Annotated in this window: 17 protein-coding genes and 3 pseudogenes; 7 read left to right on the forward strand and 13 right to left on the reverse strand. The window is 60.9% G+C overall.

Annotated elements, in window-relative coordinates:
* Nucleotides 1-10 precede the first annotated feature (10 nt).
* From ACRHIG_RS02810 to ACRHIG_RS02820, 3 genes and pseudogenes are all read left to right on the forward strand, one after another.
* Nucleotides 11-370 (forward strand): NADH-quinone oxidoreductase subunit A, encoded by a 360-nt coding sequence (locus tag ACRHIG_RS02810; RefSeq protein ID WP_475415783.1) that lies wholly within the window; start codon nucleotides 11-13, stop codon nucleotides 368-370.
* Nucleotides 371-454: 84 nt separating this feature from the next.
* A pseudogene (locus ACRHIG_RS02815) lies at nucleotides 455-1,611 on the forward strand (iron-containing alcohol dehydrogenase).
* A 44-nt stretch (nucleotides 1,612-1,655) separates the two neighbouring features.
* Nucleotides 1,656-2,447: an EAL domain-containing protein gene (locus ACRHIG_RS02820; protein ID WP_489629303.1), complete on the forward strand. Its 792-nt coding sequence runs from the start codon at nucleotides 1,656-1,658 to the stop codon at nucleotides 2,445-2,447.
* A 49-nt stretch (nucleotides 2,448-2,496) separates the two neighbouring features.
* Here the strand turns inward: ACRHIG_RS02820 and ACRHIG_RS02825 are convergent, their stop codons facing one another.
* The 7 genes and pseudogenes from ACRHIG_RS02825 to ACRHIG_RS02855 form a co-directional block, all read right to left on the reverse strand.
* On the reverse strand, nucleotides 2,497-4,560 hold the full coding sequence (locus tag ACRHIG_RS02825; protein ID WP_489630730.1) for a 3-hydroxybutyrate oligomer hydrolase family protein: 2,064 nt from the start codon (nucleotides 4,558-4,560) through the stop codon (nucleotides 2,497-2,499).
* An 82-nt stretch (nucleotides 4,561-4,642) separates the two neighbouring features.
* Nucleotides 4,643-5,623 (reverse strand): branched-chain amino acid ABC transporter permease, encoded by a 981-nt coding sequence (locus ACRHIG_RS02830; protein WP_230540106.1) that lies wholly within the window; start codon nucleotides 5,621-5,623, stop codon nucleotides 4,643-4,645.
* 31 nt (nucleotides 5,624-5,654) lie between these two features.
* Nucleotides 5,655-6,539 (reverse strand): branched-chain amino acid ABC transporter permease, encoded by an 885-nt coding sequence (locus ACRHIG_RS02835; RefSeq protein WP_475415787.1) that lies wholly within the window; start codon nucleotides 6,537-6,539, stop codon nucleotides 5,655-5,657.
* A gap of 160 nt (nucleotides 6,540-6,699) precedes the next feature.
* Nucleotides 6,700-7,908 (reverse strand): ABC transporter substrate-binding protein, encoded by a 1,209-nt coding sequence (locus tag ACRHIG_RS02840; protein ID WP_489629304.1) that lies wholly within the window; start codon nucleotides 7,906-7,908, stop codon nucleotides 6,700-6,702.
* Nucleotides 7,909-7,978: 70 nt separating this feature from the next.
* Nucleotides 7,979-8,707 (reverse strand): ABC transporter ATP-binding protein, encoded by a 729-nt coding sequence (locus ACRHIG_RS02845; protein ID WP_070218917.1) that lies wholly within the window; start codon nucleotides 8,705-8,707, stop codon nucleotides 7,979-7,981.
* The gene (locus tag ACRHIG_RS02850) at nucleotides 8,707-9,477 is read right to left on the reverse strand and encodes an ABC transporter ATP-binding protein (RefSeq protein WP_035823437.1); all 771 of its coding nucleotides are present in this window, start codon (nucleotides 9,475-9,477) and stop codon (nucleotides 8,707-8,709) included. The genes ACRHIG_RS02845 and ACRHIG_RS02850 overlap by 1 nt, the downstream gene beginning before the upstream one ends.
* 133 nt (nucleotides 9,478-9,610) lie before the next feature.
* Nucleotides 9,611-11,235 (reverse strand): annotated as a pseudogene (locus ACRHIG_RS02855) (GMC family oxidoreductase).
* 1,477 nt (nucleotides 11,236-12,712) lie between these two features.
* Here ACRHIG_RS02855 and ACRHIG_RS02860 point away from each other — a divergent pair.
* Nucleotides 12,713-13,471, forward strand: a complete 759-nt coding sequence (locus ACRHIG_RS02860) for a 5'-methylthioadenosine/adenosylhomocysteine nucleosidase (RefSeq protein ID WP_489629305.1) — start codon at nucleotides 12,713-12,715, stop codon at nucleotides 13,469-13,471.
* A 75-nt stretch (nucleotides 13,472-13,546) separates the two neighbouring features.
* Here the strand turns inward: ACRHIG_RS02860 and putA are convergent.
* Nucleotides 13,547-17,199 (reverse strand): annotated as a pseudogene (gene putA, locus ACRHIG_RS02865) (trifunctional transcriptional regulator/proline dehydrogenase/L-glutamate gamma-semialdehyde dehydrogenase).
* Nucleotides 17,200-17,406: 207 nt separating this feature from the next.
* Here putA and ACRHIG_RS02870 point away from each other — a divergent pair.
* Together ACRHIG_RS02870 and ACRHIG_RS02875 are read left to right on the forward strand one after the other, a co-directional pair.
* A complete protein-coding gene (locus tag ACRHIG_RS02870) occupies nucleotides 17,407-17,862 on the forward strand; it encodes an Lrp/AsnC ligand binding domain-containing protein (RefSeq protein ID WP_010393827.1) in 456 nt (151 codons plus the stop codon).
* A gap of 205 nt (nucleotides 17,863-18,067) precedes the next feature.
* Nucleotides 18,068-19,627, forward strand: a complete 1,560-nt coding sequence (locus tag ACRHIG_RS02875; RefSeq protein WP_489629306.1) for a methyl-accepting chemotaxis protein — start codon at nucleotides 18,068-18,070, stop codon at nucleotides 19,625-19,627.
* Nucleotides 19,628-19,678: 51 nt separating this feature from the next.
* On the opposite strand, the gene ACRHIG_RS02880 is transcribed toward ACRHIG_RS02875, so the two are convergent.
* Nucleotides 19,679-20,659, reverse strand: a complete 981-nt coding sequence (locus tag ACRHIG_RS02880; RefSeq protein WP_034752642.1) for a LysR family transcriptional regulator — start codon at nucleotides 20,657-20,659, stop codon at nucleotides 19,679-19,681.
* A gap of 192 nt (nucleotides 20,660-20,851) precedes the next feature.
* Here ACRHIG_RS02880 and ACRHIG_RS02885 point away from each other — a divergent pair, with 192 nt between their 5' ends.
* Nucleotides 20,852-21,157 (forward strand): hypothetical protein, encoded by a 306-nt coding sequence (locus tag ACRHIG_RS02885; RefSeq protein WP_489629307.1) that lies wholly within the window; start codon nucleotides 20,852-20,854, stop codon nucleotides 21,155-21,157.
* Between the two features lie 72 nt (nucleotides 21,158-21,229).
* On the opposite strand, the gene ACRHIG_RS02890 is transcribed toward ACRHIG_RS02885, so the two are convergent.
* The 4 genes from ACRHIG_RS02890 to rsmD form a co-directional block, all read right to left on the reverse strand.
* Complete coding sequence (locus tag ACRHIG_RS02890; protein ID WP_489629308.1) at nucleotides 21,230-21,838, reverse strand: chalcone isomerase family protein; 609 nt, start codon at nucleotides 21,836-21,838, stop codon at nucleotides 21,230-21,232.
* 108 nt (nucleotides 21,839-21,946) lie between these two features.
* Nucleotides 21,947-22,213 carry a YfhL family 4Fe-4S dicluster ferredoxin gene (locus ACRHIG_RS02895; RefSeq protein WP_070218911.1) on the reverse strand — a complete coding sequence of 89 codons (267 nt, stop codon included), beginning with the start codon at nucleotides 22,211-22,213 and terminating at the stop codon, nucleotides 21,947-21,949.
* 14 nt (nucleotides 22,214-22,227) lie between these two features.
* Nucleotides 22,228-22,725, reverse strand: coding sequence for a pantetheine-phosphate adenylyltransferase (coaD, locus tag ACRHIG_RS02900; RefSeq protein WP_034752633.1), 498 nt, complete (start codon nucleotides 22,723-22,725; stop codon nucleotides 22,228-22,230).
* Between the two features lie 112 nt (nucleotides 22,726-22,837).
* The gene (gene rsmD, locus ACRHIG_RS02905) at nucleotides 22,838-23,485 is read right to left on the reverse strand and encodes a 16S rRNA (guanine(966)-N(2))-methyltransferase RsmD (RefSeq protein ID WP_489630731.1); all 648 of its coding nucleotides are present in this window, start codon (nucleotides 23,483-23,485) and stop codon (nucleotides 22,838-22,840) included.
* Nucleotides 23,486-23,534: the final 49 nt, after the last annotated feature.

Below are 23,534 nucleotides of genomic sequence, written 5' to 3' on the forward strand. Positions count from 1 at the left end.
AGGAACCCCCATGCTCCTCGAAAACTATTTTCCCGTCCTGCTGTTCATTCTGATCGGCATCCTGGTCGGCATCGTGCCCATGCTGCTGGGACGCGTACTGGGGCCGCACAAGCCCGATCCGCAAAAACTGTCCCAGTACGAATGCGGCTTCGAAGCGTTCGGCGACGCGCGCATGAAGTTCGACATCCGCTTCTACCTGGTCGCCATCCTCTTCATCCTGTTCGATATCGAAGTAATCTTCCTGATGCCGTGGGCAGCCAACGTCAACGCGCTGGGACTTGCCGGCTTCTGGGCCGTCATGGGGTTTCTGGCCGTGCTGGCCATCGGCCTGGCCTATGAATGGAAACGCGGCGCGCTGGAGTGGGAGTAAGCCCGGCTTCTGGTTCCACGTGAAACATGCGCGGGGTGGGAAAGCGGAGTAAGCTGGGCTTCTGTCCTTTTGTCGGGAGTTTGCATGTCCGCCTTCCAATTCCGCACCGTGCCGCATCTGATCGTGGAACCGGGCGCCGCCACCCAGCTGGGTGCGCACATCGCCCACCACTTCCCTGCCGTGCGCCGCGCCCTGCTCGTCACCGACGCGGGCTTTTTGCGCACCGGCCTGGCCAATGCCTCTCTGCACAGCTTGCAAGCGGCGGGCATCGAGGTCCATGTCTTTTCCGATGTGCAAGCCGATCCGCCCGAAGCCGTCGTGCTGGCCGGCGTGGCCCAGGCCCAGATGTTTCACGTGGAACTGATAATCGGCCTTGGAGGCGGCAGCTCGCTGGACGTGGCCAAGCTGATCGCCGTGCTGGCACCGGGCCGCCAGGAACTGGCCCAGCTGTATGGCATCGGCAATGTGCACGGCCAGCGCCTGCCCTGGTGCAATTGCCGACGACGGCCGGCACGGGTTCGGAGGTGACGCATATCGCCATCGTCACCACGGGTGCCACCAGCAAGATGGGCGTGGTCGCGCCGCAGCTGTATGCGGACCTGGCCATCCTCGACGCCAGCCTGACCCTGGGCTTGCCGCCCGCCGTGACGGCCGCCACCGGCATCGACGCCATGGTGCATGCGATCGAAGCCTACACCAGCCGCCTGCAGAAAAATCCCTTGTCCGACATGCTGGCCACCCAGGCGCTGTCGCTGCTGTACGCCAATCTCGTCACCGCCTGCCGCGATGGCAGCAACTTGCCGGCGCGGCAAGCCATGCTGCTGGGCGCCATGCTGGCCGGCCAGGCGTTTGCCAATGCGCCCGTGGCCGCCGTACATGCGCTCGCCTATCCCATCGGCGGCCTGTTCCACGTGCCACACGGCCTGTCGAATGCGCTGGTGCTGCCCCACGTGCTGCGTTTTAATTTGTCCCATGCAGCACCGCTGTATGCGCAACTGGCCACCATCCTGCAGCCCGGCATTGTCGGCAGCGACGAAGCGCGGGCCGTGGCCCTGATCGACGCCATGCAGGCCATTGCCCAGGCCACGGGCATCGCGCGCACCCTGCGCGAAGTGGGCATCGCATTCAGCGACCTGGACCGTCTGGCCGATGAAGCCATGCTGCAGACGCGCCTGCTGGGCAACAATCCGCGGCCCCTCACGCGCGGCGATGCACGCGCCATCTATGCGGCCGCACTGTGAACCAGCAGACGGAGTCTGCCAACCCGCCCTGCTACACTGCCGCCATGACGCCTCCCGATATCCCCATTCATCCCGACAGCACCAGTTTTCCCTACGGCGCCTGTGCCGGCTGCCATGACAGCGCGCCGCTGCCGTTTGCCTTCGAGTATGCCTATCAGCCCATCGTCGACCTGGCCACGCGCAGCATCTATGCGCACGAGGCGCTGGTGCGCGGCCCCAACGGCGAAAGCGCGGCCAGCGTGCTGGCGCAAGTCAACGACGCCAACCGCTACCGCTTCGACCAGGCGTGCCGCGTCAAGGCCGTGGCCGGCGCCGCCCGGCTGGGCATGCAGGGCTTCCTGTCGATCAACTTCCTGCCCAATGCCGTCTACCGCCCGGAAGTGTGCATCCGCAGCACCCTGGAAGCGGCCAGGCTGCACCGCTTCCCTACTGACAAGATCATCTTTGAAGTGACGGAAGGCGAACGGGTGCAAGACCGTCCCCACCTGGTCGATATCTTCCGCGCCTACCGGCGCTTCGGTTTCCAGACGGCCATCGATGATTTCGGCGCCGGCCATGCGGGCTTGAACCTGCTGGCCGAATACCAGCCCGACATCATCAAGATCGACATGGACCTGGTGCGCGGCATCGATACGCTGGCGCCGCGCCAGGCGATCGTGCGGGCCATCGCCAGCCTGTGCAGTGAACTCGGTATCCGCGTGCTGGCCGAAGGCATCGAGACCCGCGCCGAACGCGACTTCCTGGCCAGCTGCGGCATTTCCCTGATGCAGGGCTACTGGTTTTCCAAGCCAGTCTTCCAGGGACTGGGCCGGATCGCCGATACGGCCTGGGAGTAATAAAAAAGGCCACGTGAAACGTGGCCTTAGGTTCCACAGGCATTACCGCCTAGTTGGGAATATCGACCTGCGTCCCCGTCACGCTGATGGCATTAGCGGGCGCCGGCGTTGCCGCAATCGCCGGCACGTTGACGTTCGTGATCAAGGTCGACGCATCGGCACGCGTCACCGTGCGCACCACCTGCGATGGCGGCAAGGCTTGCTTGGCGTTCAAGTGCGCATACATGGCGTCGAGCGCCCGGTTCAGGTACACGTGCAGCGGCACGATCAGGGTCGGCAAGGCGCTGCTGAAGGAATCGAAGTGGTTGGCATTGGTCACCTCGATATAGCGCAGCCGGCTATTTGCCCCTTCCAAGGCGGCGTTCAGGCCCAGGTAGGCGCGCGCAGCGTGGTTGACGGGAATCAAGGTATCGCTGCGCCCGTGCACGATGAGGGCCGGCTTGCCCTGCAATTTGCCGCTGGCCGCTACCTCGGCCATGCCCGCCCGCACGCGCACGCTCTGCCCGGCCAGGGTGCCCTGCAAGTTGGCGCCGCTGACGGCGTCGCGCCCCGTCGCCAGGCTGCGCAGGCACAGGAAGCCATCGAGCGACTGGTCCGCCAGGCTGGTCGATGGCGACACGCCGGCCGTGTAGACCTTGGCGCCGCCCACGCTGTTCTCATACACGACATTACCAGGGATGCCGTTTTGCGCGGCAAAGCTGACCGCCTTTTGCGCCGATGTGAACGCGATCGGATTGCCGCTGCCATCCGTCTGCGCAAACGTGAAACCGCACACTTTATCGGTCACGGAGAATTTTCCGTAGGCATACGCATACGTGACGGCCACGAGGATGTTCGTGCCCGCGTGCGAAGCCTGCAGCGGATCGGAATCGACCAGCCAGCCATACGCGCGCAAGCGCTGCTTCGCGTCCGCCTGCTGCGCCGCCAGGTCGGCGCCGTTTAGTAAGCCCTTCGCCACGAGCGCCGTGCAGCGTCCCGCATTGCCGGCCACGGAAGCGATGCACGGCTGATACAGGGCCGCATAGGTGGCGTAGTCGAACAGCGCGCGGCCCGGATTGGCGACCACCACCCCGCCCTGGCGCACGCTGTAGGCGCTCGACGCCGCCGGCTGGATTTGCGGCTCGCTGGCCGCCACGCCGCTGATCAAGCCTTTCGTATCCTGTTCCGCCGCCAGCAGGGCCGAGCCGGCGCCGTTGGAAATGCTCGAAGCGATCGTGATCGTGTTCTTCGGCGTCAGCCGCACGATGCGCGAACTGCCGTCGCGGGCCAGCACGCCGTAGCGCTCGTTCAACACGTAATACGCCATCTCGACCGCCTGCAAGGTGACCTTGCCCCAGTCCTTCTCGGGATTCTGCTGCGAGTGCGCATGCTTGAAGGCGACGCGGTTCGGGTAGGCACCAGCCCAGGCCAGCCGGTCGGCATCGCCCAGGTCCGGCGCGAAGAGCGCGTTCTTGCCGGCGGCGACTCTTCCCGCGCGCAAGCCGTTCTGCAGATTGACGCTGTCGTCCTCGAACACATACAAGCCCGTGCCGGAACCCTTGTCGGCATACGCCACAGCACAGCCCTTCTTCAAACCCCATTCGCCCGAGCTGCCGATGGCGCCGTAGATGCCGCGCGAACCGCTGGACGTGCCCGTGACGATGCAGGCATGGTCCGGGTCGAAGCTGGCCGGCACCTGCACCATCAGGGTGACATTCTTCTTGCCCGTGCCATCGTCGGCATAGGCGAGGTATTCGCTGCCCGCCACCAGGCCCTCGCCGCTGCCCACGTTGCCGGCCGCATCCACGTTCGGTCCGTACAGGGTGCCGTAGCCGCTGTTGGCGGCGATGTCGAGCACGGCGCGGTAATTGGCGTAGATCGCATTGCGGCGCAGCTCGAGCGGCGTCGGCTGTTCAGCATTCGCATACGCGGGCGTGGCGCCCGCCAGCCCCGTCTTGCCCAGCCCTGCCGTCAGCAGATCGTTCGTCTTGCCGTCGTAGTCGGCGCGCGTGATGGTGCCCAGGTAGCTGGGCATCTGGTTCAGTTCTTCCGGCGCATGGTTGCTGCCGCAGGCTGCCAACGCCAGCAGGGTGCACAGGCTTGTGCCAACAGTGCCCGCGCGCGTGATCGTCATTTGCATGGTGGTTCTCTCCGTTGAAGTAACAGTGGACGCACAATGAAAAACGCCGGACGATCCGTCCGGCGTTGCTTGAAAATCAGACAGCGGCTTTTGCCGCCCTGCCGCCGAAACGCGCGATGGCTTCGCCGACGATGCCGCGCCGGAACAGCAGCACGCAGATGACGAAGATCACGCCCGTGACCATGCCCACCGATTCGCCCAGGGTGCCGAACCACTCGATGCCCGTGTGCGTGGCCAGGTAGGTGCCAACATCGCCCAGCTTGTTTTCCAGCGCGATGATCAGCACGGCGCCGAGGATGGGGCCGGACAAGGTACCCATGCCGCCCACCAGGGTCATCAGCACGACCAGGCCCGACATGCCCCAGTACACGTCGGTCAACGTCTCAAAGCCCAGCACCAGGGTCTTGGTGGCGCCGGCCAGGGCGGCCAGCGAAGCGGACAGGACGATGGCCATCAGCTTGTACTTGTTGACGTCGTAACCGAGCGAGATGGCGCGCGGCTCGTTTTCCTTGATCGCCTTGAGGACCTGACCGAAAGGCGAGTGGATGGTGCGCACGATCAGGGCGAAGCCGGCGACAAAAATGGCCAGCACGACGTAGTACAACACCGTGTCATTGCCCAGGTCTATCGTGCCCAGCAAGGTTCCACGTGGAACACCCTGCAAGCCATCCTCGCCGCCCGTGAACGGCAGGCGCAAGGCCAGGAAGTACACCATCTGCGCCAGCGCCAGGGTGATCATCGTAAAGTAGATGCCCTGGCGGCGGATCGCCAGGCCGCCGATCACCAGGCCCAGCAAGGCACCCGTGGCGACACCGGCCAACAAGCCCAGTTCCGTCGGCCAGCCCCAGGTGCGCAGCGCGTAGCCGGTGACATAGCCTGCGCCGCCGAAGAAGGCCGCGTGGCCGAACGACAGCAAACCCGTGTAGCCGATCAGCAAATTGAAGGCGCAGGCAAACAGGGCAAAGCACAGCAACTTCATCAGGAAGACGGGATAGCCGTAAAACGGGGCCGCCAACGCCAGCAGCAGGGCAATGGCGTAGCCTACATTCTTATTCATCGTGGTAGCTCCAATACATGACTGATGAGGATTACTTTTCTTTGCCGAACAGGCCGGCGGGACGCAGCAGCAGCACGATGACCATCACCACGAACACCACGGTGGCCGAGCCTTCCGGGTAGAACACGCGGGTCAGGCCCTCGATCACGCCCAGGCCCAGGCCCGTCAGGATGGAACCCATGATGGACCCCATGCCGCCGATTACCACCACGGCAAACACGACGATGATCAGGTTCGAGCCCATCAGCGGCGAGACCTGGATGATCGGCGCCGCCAGCACGCCGGCGAACCCGGCCAGCGCCACGCCGAAGCCGAACGTCAGCGTCACCATCAGCGGCACGTTGATGCCGAACGCTTCCACCAGTTTCGGGTTTTCCGTGCCGGCCCGCAGGTAGGCCCCTAATTTGGTTTTCTCGATGACGAACCAGGTGGCCAGGCACACGGAGAGCGAGGCGATCACCACCCAGGCGCGGTAGTTCGGCAAGATCATGAAACCGAGGTCCGTCGCGCCGGCCAGCGCTTCGGGCACGGCATACGGCTGGCCCGAGACGCCATAGAAGGAGCGGAACACGCCTTCCATGATCAGGGTGATGCCGAACGTCAGCAGCAAGCCATACAAGTGGTCGAGTTTGTACAGCCAGCGCAGCATGGTTTTCTCGATCAGGATGCCGACCAGGCCGACGAGAATCGGGGCGACGACCAGCATGACCCAGTAACTGATGTCGAAATAGCTGAGGCCCATCCAGGCCAGGAAGGCGCCCATCATGTACATGGCGCCATGCGAGAAGTTAATAACGTTAAGCAAGCCGAAGATGACGGCCAGACCGAGGGACAACATGGCATAGAACGAGCCGTTGACGAGACCCAGCAGCAGCTGGCTCATCATCGCTTGTAATGGAACGCCGAAAATTTCCATGGCATCACAGTATAAAAAGCACCGCCGCAAGACGGTGTGGTATCAAGGAAACGCGCCACCGCAAACGGGTACGGCGGCGCAAGGCGAACCCTGCGAGCGAAGCGCATGCAGGACGGAGCGCCCGCGCGGCGGCGGGCGCTCCGCGGATGTGGCTACAGCGTTACTTCCACAGCGAACACTTCGATTCAGCCTTGGTCACATACGCTTGCGCACCGGGTACGGTGGCCACCACCTTGTAGTAATCCCATGGGTATTTCGACTCGGACGGTTTCTTGACTTCCATCAGGTACATATCGTGCACCATGCGGCCATCGGGACGCACTTCGCCATTCTGGGTGAACATGTCGTTGATCTTGGTCTTTTTCAGATACGCCATGACTTTCTCGGTATCATCCGTGCCGATCGCCTTGACGGCTTTCAGGTAGTTCGCCGCGGCCGAATAATCGGCCGCCTGCAGCATCGACGGTTCCTTCTTCATCTTGGCGAAATAGCGTTTCGACCAGGCGCGCGTTTCCGCATTCAAGTCCCAGTACCAGCCATCGGTCAGGTACATGCCTTGCGTCAGGTTCAAGCCCAGCGAGTGGATGTCATTGATGAAGATCAGCAAGCCGGCCAGTTTCATCGATTTGGTCAGGCCGAACTCATTGGCCGCCTTGATGCTGTTGATGGCGTCGCCGCCCGCATTGGCCAGGCCGAGGATTTGCGGTTTGGCCGCTTGCGCCTGCAGCAGGAAGGACGAGAAATCGGACGCGCCCAGCGGATGCTTGACGCTGCCCAGCACCTTGCCGCCGGCCGCCTTGACGACCTCGGCCGTGTCTTTTTCCAGCGAATGGCCAAACGCATAGTCGGCCGTCATGAAATACCAGTTCTTGCCGCCCTGTTTGACGATGGTGCCGCCCGTGCCACGCGCCAGCGCCACCGTGTCATAGGCGTAATGCACGGTGTACGGCGTGCACTCTTCATTCGTCAGACGCGAGGAGCCGGCGCCGATGGCAATAAAAATTTTCTTCTTTTCCGCCGCGACCTTGGCCATGGCCAGGCTGGCGCCGGAATTGGTGCCGCCGATCAGCATGTCGACGCCTTGCTGGTCGAACCATTCGCGCGCCTTCGAGGCGGCGATGTCGGCCTTGTTTTGATGGTCGGCGGAAATAAACTCCACCTTCTTGCCGGCCAGTACCACGCCGGCATCGGCGATCGCCATCTTGATGGCTTCCGCGCCGCCGAGGCCGTCGACGTCGGAATACACGCCCGACATGTCGGAAATAAAACCGATCTTGATGGTGTCGCCCGATACCTGGGCGCGCGCGGCAGCGGAAAAGCCCAGGGCGCAAATAGTGGCGGTGGCAATGGCGATAGCGTTACGTTTCATAGTGTCTCCGTTGGGATTATTGTTTGCTATTTAAACGATTGCTCGACGACGATACGGAACTACATGGGCATTACACGCCAAGCAGCTCGGTCAATACCGGCATCTTGGCTTCCAGTTCGGATGCAGCAAAAGTCTCGACGATCTGACCGTGCTCCATCACATAAAACCGGTCCGCCAGCGGCGCGGCAAACCGGAAATTCTGTTCCACCATGACGATGGTGTACCCCTTCGCCTTCAGGGTGGTGATCATGCGCGCCAGCCCCTGCACGATGACGGGCGCCAGGCCTTCGGAAATTTCATCGAGCAGCAGCAATCGCGCGCCCGTGCGCAGGATGCGCGCCACGGCCAGCATCTGCTGTTCCCCGCCCGACAGGCGCGTGCCCTGGCTGTGACGGCGTTCCTGCAAATTCGGGAACATGGCGTAGATTTCCTCCACCGACATGCCCTTCTCTCCGCTGGCCAGGGTCGGCGGCAGCAACAGGTTTTCCTCGGTCGACAGCGACGAGAAAATACCGCGCTCTTCAGGACAGTAACCGATACCCAGGTGGGCGATTTTGTGCGTGGCCAAACCTATCGCTTCGCTGCCATTGACTTTGATGGAGCCCGTGCGCGCGCCCGTCAGCCCCATGATGGCGCGCAAGGTGGTCGTGCGGCCGGCGCCGTTGCGGCCCAGCAAAGTCACCACTTCGCCCTGCTCCACTTTCAGATTGACGTCGTGCAGGATGTGCGATTCGCCATACCAGGTGTGCAGTTGCGTAATTTCCAGCGCAGGTGCGCCGCCATTCACTTGTGTCGCCATCAATGCGCCCCTTCCAGTTCGGCGTGGGTGGTGCCCATGTACGCTTCCATCACCTGCGGATTGCGCGACACTTCCGCGTAACTGCCCTCGGCCAGCATGGCACCGCGCTGCAGGACGGAAATCTTGTCGCAGATGCCAGACACCACGCTCATATTGTGTTCCACCATCAAAATCGTGCGGCCGGCCGACACTTTCTTGATCAGCTCGGTGACGCGGTGCACGTCTTCGTGGCCCATGCCTTGCGTCGGTTCATCGAGCAGCATCATTTCCGGCTCCATCGCCAGGGTCGTGGCGATCTCCAGCGCCCGCTTGCGCCCGTAGGGCATATCGACCGTGATGGTGTCGGCAAACTCCGTCAGGTCGACTTCGGCCAGCAAGGCCATGGCTCGGTCGTTGAGCTGGTTCAAGGCACGTTCGCTTTGCCAGAAGTGGAACGAGGTACCGAGCTGGCGCTGCAAGCCGATGCGTACATTCTGCAGCACGGACAAATGCGGGAAGACGGCGGAAATCTGGAAGGAACGGATCACGCCCATGCGCGCGATCTGGGCCGGTTTGGCGGCCGTGATATCTTTCCCATTGAACAGGATCTGTCCGGATGTGGGGACCAGGAATTTGGTGAGCAAGTTGAAACACGTGGTCTTGCCGGCGCCGTTAGGACCGATCAAGGCGTGGATATGGCCCCGCTCTACCTTCAGGTTCACCTCGCTCACAGCGGTGAACCCCTTGAATTCCTTGGTCAAATTTCTTGTTTCCAAGATTACGTTTGACATCGTGTCTCCTAGTTGTACTTTTTGTACTACTTAGTCATTTTTATAATACACAACTTAAATTTAACGCACAATACAGTATAACTACGGGGATTTTTCGCCATCCCGAATGGCGCAAACCCGCGCTTTTACGCGGTCATTTCCAGGCTGCATGTATCATTTGCGCCGCTTTTTCCGCGATCATCACGGTGGGCGAGTTCGTGTTACCAGAAGTAATGTACGGCATGATCGAGGCATCGACGACGCGTAAACCAGCCACGCCGATCACGCGCAAGGAACTGTCGACCACGCTCGCGGCATCGCCTGTCACGCCCATGCGGCAGGTGCCTACGGGATGAAAGATGGTGGTGCCGATCTGGCTGGCCGCCTGCGCCAGCTCTTCCTGGCTCTGGAATTGCACGCCAGGCTTGTATTCCTGCGGCGCAAATTTTTCAGGGCCGGCGCGGCGGCGATGGCCCGCGTCAGGCGCAAGGCGTCGGCCGCCACGGCGCGGTCCTGCTCGGTACTCAGGTAATTGGGCACGATCTTCGGCGCCGCATAGCTGTCGGCCGACGCGATGTGCACATGCCCGCGCGAGGTGGGGCGCAGATTGCAGACGCTGGCCGTAAACGCGGGAAAGGCGTGCAAGGGTTCGCCGAATTTGTCGAGCGACAGCGGCTGCACGTGGTATTGCAGGTTCGGCGTGGCTTGCTGCGGATCGGACTTGGCGAACGCCCCCAACTGCGACGGCGCCATCGACATGGGCCCGCTCTGGAACAGCGCATATTGCAAGCCGATCTGCATTTTTCCAACGATATTGCTGGCCATCACATTCAAGGTCTTGACGCCCTGCACCTTGAAAACCATGCGCAGCTGCAAATGGTCTTGCAAATTGCCGCCCACGCCAGGCGAGTCCAGCACGGGCGTGATGCCGTGTTCGCGCAGCAAGGCGGCCGGGCCGATGCCGGACAGTTGCAGCAATTGGGGCGAACCGATGGCACCCGCCGTCAGCAAGGTTTCCCGTTTCGCCGTCGCCTGCCACTGCGTGCCGCCGCCCGTAAACACGATGCCCGTGCAACGGGGTCCCGTTTCCGTGGCCTCGAGCAAAAGACGTTCCACGTGACAACCCGTCATGATGGTCAGGTTCGGGCGGCGCGCAGCCGGTTTCAAGAACGCTTTCGAGGTATTCCAGCGGATGCCGCGGCGCTGATTGACGTCGAAATACGCGCTGCCGCTGTTGTCGCCGCCATTGAAATCGCTGGTTTTCGGGATGCCCACCTGCTGCGCCGCGTCGCGGAACGCGTTCAGGATATCCCACGACAGGCGCTGTTTTTCCACGCGCCATTCGCCGCCCACGCCATGGTTTTCCGAGGCGCCGCCGTAATAATCCTCGCTTTGCTTAAACAGCGGCAAGACCTTGTCCCAGCGCCAGGAAGCGTCGTCCGTCAGGTCGGCCCAGTGATCGTAATCGCCGGCCTGGCCCCGCATGTAGATCATGCCGTTGATGGACGAGCTGCCGCCCAGGACTTTGCCGCGTGGATAGATCAGGCTGCGCCCGCCCAGGCCCGCATCCGCCTGCGTGGTATACAACCAGTCCGTGCGGGGATTGCCGATGCAATGCAGATAGCCGACGGGGATGTGGATCCACACGTAATCATCCTTGCCGCCCGCTTCCACGAGCAAAACGTTGGCATCCTTGTCGCGCGTGAGCCGGTTGGCCAGCACGCAACCTGCCGTGCCGCCGCCCACGATGATGTAGTCGTATTCGCCTGCCGATTCCAATGAAGCTCCTTTCGGTATGCCATCAAGCTGTCGCGCGGCGTGTCTCCCCACCGCGTCCCGTTACCAGAGTCTGTCTTTCTTCATGCATGCATGCATGGCTGCTGAGCCACATTGAGATTACCACCAGTGCCGGGCCAGGGCGACATTAATCGTGACAAGGAAGAGGGACAAGCGTCAAGGCAAGCCGCCAAAACACGGCAAAACAGGGGCTGCGAGCTGTGGATAACCGTATGGATATCCACAGGTACGATATGTGCGTAAACGAAATTTTTTTGGATGACTTTTTTATCCCAAAACCATCCCGGGCAGATACACCGCTTACTCAGCGCTTATCCGCACGCCAAGCGATTGTTTACAAGGATAAATCAGGACTTATCCACAGAAGTTGTCGCCGTTAACTACTATTATTATTCTTGTATACGATCTTATTAAGGTAAACCCGACAACGCGCGCTTTGCCTGCCCTTCGCCTTCGGGAAGGTTCGCAAGCCTGTCTTCAAAAAACCGCCGAACTGCTTTGGCTGACAAAAAAATCCAGCCAACAACTGAGCAACGAAAACCGGCACGGCCGGCATCACGCGCACAGCACTACCAAACCGTTTTGCAAAATGGAAACGTCAACCGGCTTGAGCAGGCACAGTGCCAGCAAGCCATTCAGTGTCGAAAAGAGGGGTATTTGAAACGATTGTGGATAAGTCACTTGATATCCACAGGATGACTTGTGAGTAAACACGAAGTTATGCGCAGGCCCGCATTTTATACAATTTTGCTCCTCGCGTGATACAGCGATTATGCACGCTTTATTTTGCGCGTAAACGCTTGATCCTGTTGAAAAAAGCGACTTATCCACAGAAAAAAACGCGTTTACTATTACTACTATTTTTATATATAGATCTATTGTAAACCGACAAAAAAAGCGGAAGTGCGGGGATATTTCCAAAAAACATGCAAAAAACGCCCAAAAAAGACAACGGCGACAGCACGACCCACTGCCAAACCGTCTTCAGGAATCACCTGGATGCCGATGTTCGTGAAAGAAGCGCGTTCCTGATCACTCAGCTTGGATTGCCAGACAGGGATCCGTGCACGCAAATCCCGTCAAACATGTCACTGCAGCAAGAAAAACGGCGATTTTTGCTTGCTGGTGTGGATAAGTGCCTGCATATCCACAGGATGAGATGTGGGAAAAGTCGATCTTTGTCCACAAGCCAATTTTTATCCCAAACAAGTCCTCCGTAGATACAATGCTTGTGCGCCTACTTTTTTGTGTGCTAAGTCGATGATTTTTCGATGGTATTCCGACTTATCCACAAAAAAATGGCCGTTTACTATCACTACTATTTTTATGTATACATCTTTATTTAAAACACAGAGACAAACGCGCACGGTGGAAAAGTCGCCGAAACGGCTGTTTTCACCCTATAAACCGTTTTGCAATGCAAAAAACCTGTAAAAACAGCATGAATTCACACAAAAAAATGCGATTAGGCATCATCAGTGCCTTGCACGAAGAACAGCAGGGGCTGGTAGAAGCCATGCAAGGCCCCCAGAGGCGTTCGCACGGCATGCGCGACTACACCCTGGGAACCCTGTGGAATATCGACGCTGTGTGCGTTCTGTCGCGTCTGGGCAAGGTTGCCGCTGCCATGACAGCTTCTATCCTTGTGGAAAAGTACGGAGTTACCCACATCGTCTTCACCGGCGTGGCCGGCAGTGGGGATAAACACGTCAAAGTGGGCGATATCGTGGTGGCGGAAGCGCTGCTGCAGCACGATATGGATGCCCGTCCTTTGTTTCCCCGCTTCGAAGTGCCGCTGACGGGCTTGCAGCGCTTCGCCACGGATCTGGAACTGAGCACGCAACTGGCTGGCGCCGCGGAAGATTTCCTGCGCGACGATGTTTCCAGCGTGCTCAAGGCGGCCGATATCGTGCAATTCGGCTTGCAGCACGCGCAAGTGCATCGGGGCCTGATCGCCAGCGGCGACCAATTCATCGGCAGCGCCGCGCATATCAACCAGCTGAAAGCGGATATCCCGGATCTGCTGGCCGTCGAAATGGAAGGCGCCGCCGTGGCACAAGTGTGTTTTGAACTCGGTGTGCCGTTTACGGTCATGCGCACCATTTCCGACAACGCCAACGAAGAGGCGGCCGTCGACTTCATGCGTTTCGTGCAGAGCGTCGCCTCGCCGTATGCGTTTGCGGTGATTCAGCAGCTATGCCAGCGCCTGGCTGGCTGATTTTTCAGCTAGCGTGCATAAAAAAGGGCAGAACCACTGGTTCTGCCCTTTTTGCGTTGATGACCTGCCTAAATATTAGACGCTGAGCATCATTAAACTCGCGTTACCACCCGCTGCCGTCGTATTCACGCACAGCGCCCGCTCAGCGACCAGGCGCCACAGGGGATGGCACCGTCCTGCGTGGTGGCGATGGTGCCCACCAGGGCCCCTTCCCGTGCCGCCAGCAGCGGTTTGAGCTGGCCATCGAGGCTAGGCTCGATCATGGCGATCTGGAAATCCTGCTTGACCGACTCCAGGCTGCTGACGATCTGGATGCGGTCCTTCAGCGCCGCCGGCAAGTCGCCCGGGATCAGATCCGGCGCTTGCGCCAGCACCAGGGCCTGGTTGCCTGTGGCCAGGACGGCCGCCAGCTGGTTCATCAAGGTGCCGGAGGTGGCTGCCGCGCACAGGATCGTGCCCCGTGCGGCAAAGCTCAGGGTATTGCGCTCGCCCGTCGGGCCAGGCAAGACGGTGGTGCTGCCCAGCAAGGTGGTGCGTGCGTATTCCTGCGCCAGTTGCTGCACCTTGTCGTGGCCGTGCATCTTCGCCCACACGGTCAGCGCATCGAGCGCCGGCGGCGCCTGGCGCTGGTGCTGCACGCCGGCCGGCGCATTGCGCTGCAGGCGTTTCAGGTACAGGGGGCCGCCCGCCTTCGGACCGGTGCCCGATTTGCCTTCGCCGCCGAACGGCTGCACGCCGACGACGGCGCCGACGATGTTGCGGTTGACATAAATATTGCCCACGTGCGCGCGCTGGGTGATGAACGCGATGGTTTCATCGATGCGCGTATGAATGCCCAGGGTCAAGCCGTAACCGCTGTCATTGATCGATTGCACCAGTTGCGGCAGTTCGGCCCGCTTGTAGCGGATCACGTGCAGCACGGGGCCGAAGACTTCGTGCGTCAATTGCGCCAGCGACTTGATTTCCAGTACGGTCGGGGCGACGAACGTGCCTTTGACGGTCGGCAAATCGAGCGAATAGTGGTCGATGGCCATGGTTTTCATCTTGTTGATGTGCGCCAGCAAGTTACCTTGCGCTTCCGCATCGATGACGGGACCGATATCGGTGGCCAGGCGGTCTGGATTGCCAACGCGCAATTCCTGCATGGCGCCTTTCAGCATATGGATGGTCTTGTCGGCGATTTCCGTTTGCAGGAACAGCACGCGCAAGGCCGAGCAGCGCTGGCCGGCACTGTCGAAAGCGGACGACATCACGTCCTGCACCACCTGTTCCGGCAGGGCCGACGAATCGACGATCAGGGCGTTCTGGCCGCCCGTTTCGGCGATCAGGGGAATGTCGATGCCTTCGGCCACGGCGCGCGCGGCCAGGTTGCGGTTGATCAACTGCGCCACTTCCGTCGAGCCCGTGAAAATCACGCCTTTGACGCGCGCGTCATTGCACAGGCCGGCGCCAACGACCTCGCCGCTGCCGGGAAGGAATTGCAGTGCGCCGCGCGGCACGCCGGCCGCATGCAGCAATTGCACGGCGCGGTGGGCGATCAGCGGCGTTTGCTCGGCCGGCTTGGCCAGCACCACGTTGCCGGCGGCCAGGGCGGCGGCCAGTTGGCCCGTAAAGATAGCCAGCGGGAAATTCCACGGGCTGATGCAGGTGACGGGCCCCAGCGCCAGGGTGTTTGGCGCGTGTTCCACCTGCGCCGCGTAGTAGCGCAGGAAGTCGACGGCTTCGCGGATTTCCGCGATCGCGTTCGGCAGCGACTTGCCCGCTTCGCGCACGGCCAGGGCCATCAGCTCGATGTGGTGTTCCTCGAACAGGTCGGCCGCGCGCAGCAACGCTTGCGCGCGGACCGACGGTTCCGTCGTTTGCCAATCCATCGCATACGCGCTGGCGCTGGCCAGCGCCGTTTCCACATCGGCCGGGCCGGCTTCCATGACCTTGCCCACGACATCGTCGTGCTGGGCCGGATTGTGGATGACTTGCATCGGCGTATTCAGGCTGACGGCGCCATCGATCAGCGGCGCCGCCTGCCATGTCTGCTGCTGCGCCAGGCCGGTGGCCAGGGTGCGCAAGGTGTCTTCATTTGACAGGTCCAGGCCGGCCGAGTTCCTGCGCTCGCTGCCGAACATGTCCAGCGGCAGCGGAATCGACGGGTGCGGCAAGCCACCCTGCAGGCGTGCCTGTTCCAGCGGATCGCGGATCAGGCTATCGATGGCCACGCTTTCGTCGACGATCTGGTTGACGAAGGACGAATTGGCGCCGTTTTCCAGCAGGCGGCGCACCAGGTAGGCCAGCAAGGTTTCATGCGAGCCGACGGGCGCGTAGATGCGGCACGGTTTGTCGAGGTTGTCTGGGCCGACGACCTGGTCGTACAGGGTTTCGCCCATGCCGTGCAGGCACTGGAATTCATAATCGGTAATGCCGTCGCGCTTCGCCCAGGTATAGATGGTCGACAGGGTTTGCGCGTTGTGCGTGGCAAACTGCGGGTAGATCAGGCTGCTGGCAGCCAGCAGTTTTTGCGCGCACACGAGGTAAGAGACGTCCGTGTAGACCTTGCGCGTGTAGACGGGATAGCCTTCCTGGCCGTCGACTTGCGCGCGCTTGACTTCCGCATCCCAGTACGCGCCCTTGACCAGGCGCACCATGAACTTGCGGCCGCTGCGGCGCGCCAGGTCGATCAGGAAATCGATGGCGAAGGGGCAGCGCTTCTGATACGCCTGCACCACGTAGCCGATGCCGTCGAAGCCGGCCAGGTCCGCATCGAACGCCAGTGCTTCCATCAGGTCCAGCGACAATTCCAGGCGGTCCGTTTCTTCCGCATCGATGTTGAAGCCGATGTTGTACTGTTTTGCCAGCAACAGCAGCGCTTTGACCTTCGGCAGTAATTCTTCCATGACGCGGGCGCGCTGGGCGCGGCTGTAGCGCGCGTGCAGGGCCGACAGTTTCACGGAAATGCCGGGGCCGTTGCGGATGCCGCGCCCGTTCGATGCCTTGCCGATCGCATGGATCGCCGTTTCGTACGAGGCGTAATAGTTGGCCGCGTCGGCTTGCGTCAGGGCCGCCTCGCCCAGCATGTCGTACGAGTAACGGTAGCCGCGCGTCTCATTCTCGCGGCTGTTCTTCAGCGCTTCCTCGATGGTCTGGCCCGTCACGAACTGGTTGCCCAGCATGCGCATGGCCAGGTCGACGCCCTTGCGGATCAGCGGTTCGCCGCCTTTGGCGATGAGCTTGGTCATGGCCGAACCGAGGCCCGATTCGCTGCTGGTACTGACCAGTTTGCCCGTAATCAGCAAACCCCAGGTGGCCGCGTTGACGAACAGCGACGGCGATTCGCCCAGATGCTTGCGCCAGTCGCCCTTGCTGATTTTGTCGGCGATCAAACGGTCGGCCGTTTGACTGTCGGGTATACGCAACAGCGCTTCCGCCAGACACATCAATGCAACACCCTCTTCCGACGATAGCGAGAACTCGTGCATCAGTGCATCGACGCCGGAGGCGCGTGTGCGTTTTTGGCGCACGTTCGAGACCAGGCGGTGCGCCAGCGCTTGTCCTTCGGCCGTCGTTTCGGTGCTGCTGGGGCGCACTTGTTGCAACAGCCACTGCACGGCGGAAACCTCATCGCGCCTATAGGCGGCAGTGATGGCGGCGCGTTGGGGTGTCGCTTCGGGCAGGATTTCTGCCTGGAACGCAGCAAAAGGAATCGGGGTAAAAGCCGAGGGGCCTGCAGGGTGCATAAGTGCTCTTTACAAGGAAAAAGGGGACGAAAACTGACGTAATTCTTGCTCTTTTTTGGTGCAAAAAAATACAGAAAGTCGGACGTTAAGATGATTCGATTGTAAAGGGGATTCTTATGGATTAATTCTGGTAATACAGGGGGCTAGCAATAGATAGTTTTTGATGCGACAATTTAACCAAATAATATTAATTTGGGGGTGATAGGAATGCTGGACAAGATCAGTAAGAAAATCTTGATGGAATTGCAGAGCGATGGACGCATCAGCAATGTGGAGCTGGCCGCGCGCGTGAACCTGTCGCCTGCCGCCTGCCTGGAGCGCGTGCGCAAGCTGCACGAATCCGGTTACATCATGGGCTATACGGCCCAGTTGAACCCGCAGCTGCTCGACGTCTCGCTGCTGGTGTTCATCGAAGTCGTGCTCGATCGCACGACACCGGAAGTGTTCGACGCCTTCAAGCATAGCGTACAAATCATTCCAGAGGTACTGGAATGTCATATGGTGGCCGGCGGTTTCGATTACCTGGTCAAGGCGCGCGTCAAGGACATGGCGGCCTACCGCGAATTCCTGGGCAAGACCTTGTTGCAAAAAGGTGTGCGGGAAACCCACACTTATGCCGTCATGGAAGAGGTCAAAAACACCACCAAATTGCCAATTAAGTGACCCTGGTGTAGCGGCCCCACTTTTCTGATTGAGCTATCGGAACAAATGTTGTAGGGTAGAACTACAATTCTGCTATCCGGTAGCCGCCTGAAACGCCGCGCAGACGGTAACTTCAGGGTGCAAGGTTGGGCAATCGTGCCCACCCGCATACGGTTACAGCACGTCCCCTCAACGGGGCGTGACGGGTTCGCGCAGCGGGGGACAAATGAAGCAGTTGCAGCATCAGCTGGTGCGTTTCTTTGTATTCACGATCCTGGCCATGGCCATGGCCTGTTGCCTGGCCTACCTGCTGCTGCTCTCGGGCGGCGACCATCCGTATCTGATCGCCTGCGTGGCCGCCGCCATCGGCGCCGCGCTGCTGGCATTTGCCGGCCGTCCGCGCGGCGAGCCGGGCTTGCACGAGTTCGCCGACACGGTGGGCAACGCCATCGATGCCATCATGATCGGCGCGGCGGAAACCTCGTATTTTGTCGATTCCGTCAAACAGAAGGTGGAACTCGACGTGCGCACGGCCAGCGAGATCGCCGACAGCTCCGTGCAAAATGCCGCGATGACGGAAAAGATCGCCGCCAATGCGGAACGGGCCGCCAAGGTGGCCGCCGGCGTGCGCGTGGAAAGCGTGGCGGCGCGCGCCGAAGTGGATCAGGGCTTGCGCCGCATCAATCATGCGCGCGAAGAAGCGCAAGGCGCTTCCAGCTCCATGCTGAGCTTGCAGGAAAAATCCAGACGCATCACGGGCTTTACGGAAGCTATTTCCGATATTTCCGCGCGCACCAACTTGCTGGCGCTGAACGCCGCCATCGAAGCGGCGCGCGCCGGCGAACACGGGCGCGGTTTTGCTGTGGTGGCCGGCGAAGTACGGCAATTGGCGCAGCGCACCAAGGAAGCTTCCGATGAAATCAGCGTGATGGTGCGCGAAATCAATGAACAGTCGGAAAAAGCGGCGCGCGGCATGAGTTCGCTCGCTACCGGTGTCACGGAAGCGGCGCGCAATGTGGAAAGCGTGCATGCCTCATTGAGCCATATCGAGGAATCGTCGGGCGAGTCCGAGGACGAGATCGGGCAAATCGCCCGCGCCTCGCGCGAACACGTCGACACGACGCAGCTGATCGCCGACGCCATCCTGCAAATCCGCGACAGCATGCTGTCGACGAATGCGGAATTGCCGCGCGCCACGCAGTCGGCCATGGCCCTGGCAGAGCGGGCCGAAGTGATCGCCGGCGCCCTGGGCGAATCGAGCGTGGCCACGCCGCACGACGAGATCCGCGAGGCGGCCCAGCGCGCCGCGCGCGAGGTGGGCAAACTGTTCGAGCAGGCGATCGCCTCGGGGCGCATCACGCGCGAAGCCCTGTTCGACCGCCACTACCGCCCCATCCCGAACACGAATCCACCCAAGCACAACACGAAGTTCGACGCGTTTACAGACAAGGTGCTGCCCGAGCTGCAGGAAGGCGTGCTGGCGGCATTGCCCCATCTGGCGTATGCGGGCGCCGTCGACAACAATGGCTATTTTCCAACGCACAACAAGAAGTTTTCCCAGCCGTTGACGGGCGACTACGCCACCGATATGGTCAACAACCGCACCAAGCGCATCTTCAGCGACCGCACGGGCAAGCGCTGCGGCAGCAATACCAAGCCCTTCCTGTTGCAGACCTATAAACGCGACACGGGCGAGGTCATGCACGATTTATCCGTGCCCATCCACGTCGAGGGCAAGCACTGGGGCGGTTTCAGGATCGGTTATCGCTCCAGCAGTCACGCATAAAAAAACGCCTGATGAGAGATCATCAGGCGTTTTTTCTTGGGCCGGCTACGGTTACTCAATATGCGGCTTCGGTGCCACGCCGCCGCCGGCCGCCGTCGCCGTGCGTAACGTGGGCGTGTTCATGCTTTCCAGGTGATTGCGCAGCCATTTATGGGCGGGGCTGCGGGCGTCGCGCTCGTGCCACAGCATGTCCAGGTGGACGGCCGGCAAGGTCAACGGCAAATCCTTGTACAGCAGGGACTCCGTCATGCCCGTCGAGGCGATCAGATGGCGCGGCAAGACCGTGATCAGGTCGGAATTGGCGACCACGCGTCCCGCCGTGAAGAACTGGTTGACCGTCAACAAGATGCGCCGTTCGCGGTGGATCTGCGACAGCGCTTCGTCGATCAAGCCATGCGCGCGGCCGGAAAAGCTCACCAGTAAATGGTTTGCCGCGCAATAGTTATCCAGAGTCAGTTCCTTGTCGGCCAGCGGATGGCCGCGCCGCATCACGCATACATATTTACCGGAATACAGGCGCTCGTGGCGGATGGGCGAACCCGTCTCGCTCGACAGTTGCGCCGCCACGCCGGGAAAGAAGCCCACGGCCAGGTCGATATCGCCGCGCAGCAGCATGGGCCGCGGTTCGCGCGTCGTCAGCGGCATCATGCGCACGTTGACGCCCGGCGCTTCCCGTTCGATCGAGCGCATCAGCGAAGGCAGCCAGAACGCGGCCGTCGCATCGGCCATGGCCATGCGGAAGGTGGCGTGGGTTTTCGACACGTCGAAGGTTTCCGGCGTGACGGCCGCTTCCAGGCTGGCCAGGGCCGAGCGCACGGACGGCCACAGCGCTTCGGCGCGGGGCGTGGGTTTCACGCCATATGCCGTGCGGATCAGCAATTCGTCACCGAGGCTCTCGCGCAGGCGTTTGATGGCGTTCGATACCGCCGGCTGCGTCATCGCCAGGTGGCCCGCTGCGCGCGTCAGGTTTTGTTCCGTCATGACGGCGTCGAAAACACGCAGCAAGTTCAGATCCAGCGTCAGAAAACTCATGGAAAGCCCAAGATAAAAGTTGAATTGATTACTTAAGAGTGTAAACCGCGCCGGGCACGAATATTTTCACTCGTAAAAAAATATTACAGTTTTCCATTCACGATTCATATAATTGGTATCAAGAAATGGAATTAGATTTATATGCTGCACTGCACTATAGTACTGGCAAATTCTATAATGCACTGGAACAGTATGTCTACCTTCGCCTCCGCCCTGTACGCAGTATCCGCACCCGTGCTGGAGATTTCCCTGCTGAACGCCCTGCAACTCGTGCTGGTGATCGTTGCCGTGGGCGCCTTCGCCCTGCTGTTCAAGCCTTTGCTGGTGGGCATCGCCCGCGCCATGGTGCTGGTGGTGCGTCCCAAGCTGAGCCGCGAAGAGCGTTTGGCGCGCCAGCAGCTGCGCGAAGCGCAAGCCTTGCAGCGTACCTTGGGCAAGATGGATGGCGTGTCGCCAAGCAATGCCGCCGAATTGCGCGCCCTGTCGACGCGCGCCTGAGCGGTCAACTGTTGCAAATGACAAGCCGGCGTGAGCCGGCTTTTTTACGCCCGCGTTTTCGTTCAGGCCGCTTTAGGCCATATCGCCCAGCAAATGCGCGCGCAACAAGGTGTCGGCCGGATGGGCGCCGATCCAGATTTTCAGCAGCGCATTGTAAAAGGCCAGGTCCGGCACCGTGTCGCCCACCTGTTTGCCGTTCAGCTTGCACAACGTCCCCTCTTCCGGCAGCCAGTCCACGGTGAGGATATCGCCCTTTTTCAGGCCGGGCACCATTTCGAACATGGCGCCGAACTGCATCGTCTGGCTCAGCAAGCGCGTGCGGTCGGCCTGGTCGGAACTGCGCTTCAAGCCCTGCATGAAGGCCAGACCCAGCTCGTCGGACGTGATGTCGCGCAGCATGACGATTTCCAGGCGGCGCGGCCCGGGCAGCGCCAGGATCTCGGCCAGCTGGGTTTTCTTTTCCGGCAGGTACAGCGCAATCGTGTAGACCTTGAAGATGACCTTGTAGCGCACGCCGGCGCCGTTGAGTTTCAACTCGCGGCTGGCCAGCTGCACCGTGTCGTCCAGCTTGACGCCGCCCACCTCGACGGCCAGCGCAGGTGGCGCCAAGGCGGCGCACAGGCCCGCGCACAGGCAGGCGGCGGCCAGGGAGCGGCCCAGACGGGATGTGCGTATTTGCATCTTCTGCCTCCGTGGAGAAACATGTGCTGTGGATAAGTCCGCACAAGCACACAGTGTAGAACAGTTGGCAGAAGCTGGCGCCACGCAGAAGTGGCGAGGAAGAAATGCTTAGGGTTTGGCGGCAGGCAGTTCCGCCTGCAGGCGTTCGTATTTGGCCATCAATTGCTCCGGGCTTTCGCGCCAGGCGGGATTGAAGGGGATGCAACTGACGGGGCACACTTGCTGGCATTGCGGCTCGTCAAAGTGGCCCACGCATTCGGTGCACTTGTTGGGATCGATTTCGTAGATTTCCGCGCCCATGTAGATCGCGTCATTCGGGCACTCGGGCTCGCAAATGTCGCAATTGATGCATTCGTCGGTGATCAGTAATGCCATGATTTCACTCTTACTTATTGCGATGATGCAGCGTTGGCGGCAATCTTGTTTTGCAGCCAGCGGTTCACCGAGGGGAAGACAAACTTGGAGACGTCGCCGCCCAGCGCCGCGATTTCGCGCACGATGGTGCCCGAAATGAACTGGTACTGGTCGGATGGCGTCAGGAACATGGTTTCGACATCGGGCAGCAGGTAGCGGTTCATGCCCGCCATCTGGAATTCGTATTCGAAGTCGGAGACGGCACGCAAGCCGCGCACGATGACCCGCGCTTCATGCTTGCGCACGAAATCCTTGAGCAGGCCGGAAAAGCTTTCCACTTGCACATTCGGGTAGTGACCGAGCACTTCGTTGGCGATTTCCAGGCGTTCGTCGAGCGAGAAAAACGGTTGCTTGTTCTTGCTGTCGGCCACACCGACGATCAGCTTGTCAAACAGACCCGATGCGCGGCGCACCAAATCTTCATGACCGCGCGTGAGCGGATCGAATGTTCCTGGATAAACGGCTACAACCATTGCGGCTCCCTGATGATGCACCAATATAGACGCGCATTATGCCTGAAATTGGTGACTACCTTGGTGCTGCGCCTCGGGCCAGGGAGCTTTTTTGCCTCATTTATAGGCAGATTCAGGCAGTTGCCGGCACTTTGTTGTAAGTTAGCAAATGATAATAAACGGTGCCCGCCTTGTCGGCGCGGATGACTTCCCATGGCGTCATCCACTCGGGCTTTTCCAGTGCGCTGGCTTCATCGAAGACCAGCGGCAAGCCCGATTCCGCGTACACGATGCCGCCTTCCTTGAGCAGGTTGGCGCACAGCGGCAACACTTTCGCCAGGAAATCCTGCTGGTAAGGCGGGTCGAGGAAGATCAGGTCGTAACGCTGGCCGCGCGCTGCCAGGCCTTGCGCTGTCAGCAGGGCGTCGCCGCGCAGCAGCTGGACATTGTCGGCGCGCAATTTCACCTTGTTTTCTTCCAGCTGGCGGATCACGGGCGTATGCGTGTCGACCATGGTCACGGAGGCGGCGCCGCGGCTGGCCGCTTCGAAGCCCAGCGCGCCGCTGCCGGCGAACAGGTCCAGCACCTGGGCGTTGGCCCAGTCGCCGTCGCGCAGGTGGTTGATCCAGTTGAACACGGTTTCGCGCACGCGGTCCGGTGTCGGGCGCAAGCCCAGTGCCTGCAAAACAGGCAGCACGGAGCGCTTCCACTGGCCGCCGATGATGCGTACCTGGTTCGGTGGCGGCGCGTGGTGGACGGGGACTTTGGCGGGTTTCTTGATCTTTTTTGCATGGGGATTTCTTCAATTCGATGGCGGCCACTATAGCATA

Source organism: Janthinobacterium sp. C22 (genome assembly GCF_057919405.1).